This is a genomic window from Kitasatospora sp. MBT66, assembly GCF_000710405.2.
Taxonomy (GTDB): domain Bacteria; phylum Actinomycetota; class Actinomycetes; order Streptomycetales; family Streptomycetaceae; genus Kitasatospora; species Kitasatospora purpeofusca.
In genome coordinates this window covers 150,907-151,775 of record NZ_JAIY01000014.1, presented here as the reverse complement: position 1 = coordinate 151,775, position 869 = coordinate 150,907, and the positions used below count along the sequence as shown (strand labels likewise).

Below are 869 nucleotides of genomic sequence, written 5' to 3'. Positions count from 1 at the left end.
GGCGGCTACCGGCTGTTCGCCCGGCTCGGCGCCGGCGGCATGGGCCGGGTCTACCTCTCCTACACCCCCGGCGGGCGGCCGGTCGCCCTCAAGGTGGTCCGGCCCGAGCTCGCCGAGGACCCGGAGTTCCGGGCCCGCTTCGCCCAGGAGGTGACCAGCGCCCGGCGGATCCACGGCCTCTTCACGGCCCAGTTGGTCGACGCGGGCGTGGACGCCGCCACGCCGTGGCTGGCCACCACCTACGTCCCGGGCCCGTCCCTGCAGCAGGTGGTGCAGCGCTTCGGCCCGCTCCCGGAACGGACGGTGCTGCTGCTGATCGCCGGCATCGCGGAGGCCCTCCAGGCGATCCACGCCACCGGGGTGGTGCACCGCGACCTCAAGCCGGGCAACGTCCTGATCGCCCCCGACGGCCCGCGGGTGATCGACTTCGGCATCGCCAGGGCGGCCGACGCGGGCGCGCTCACCAGCACCGGCCTGCGGATCGGCTCGCCCGCGTACATGGCACCCGAGCAGGCCACCGGCCGACCCGCGACCCCGGCCACCGACGTCTACGCGCTCGGCGCCCTGGCCGTGCACGTCGCCACCGGCACCCCGCCGTTCGGGGACGGCCCGGACCCGGCGACGCTCTACCGGGCCGTGCACGAGGAGCCCGACCTCGACCCGGTCCCGGCGGGCCTGCGCGGACTGCTGCTGGGCTGCCTCGCCAAGCGGCCGGAGGACCGCCCGACCACCGCCGAGGTGATCGCGACCGTCCGCGAGCACCCGGCCGTCGCCGGGCACCTGCGGTTCGGCGACGACTGGCTGCCGCACCCGCTGACCAGCCAGATCACCCGGCACGCCGAGCTGCCGCAGGTACCGGCCGAGGCGGC

At 76.9% G+C, this 869-nt stretch carries 1 protein-coding gene; it reads left to right on the top strand.

The genetic code is table 11. The features are described from left to right. Positions 1-869, top strand: an 869-nt coding sequence (locus BI06_RS35145) for a serine/threonine-protein kinase (RefSeq protein ID WP_149030582.1), incomplete at both ends; no start/stop codon positions are given.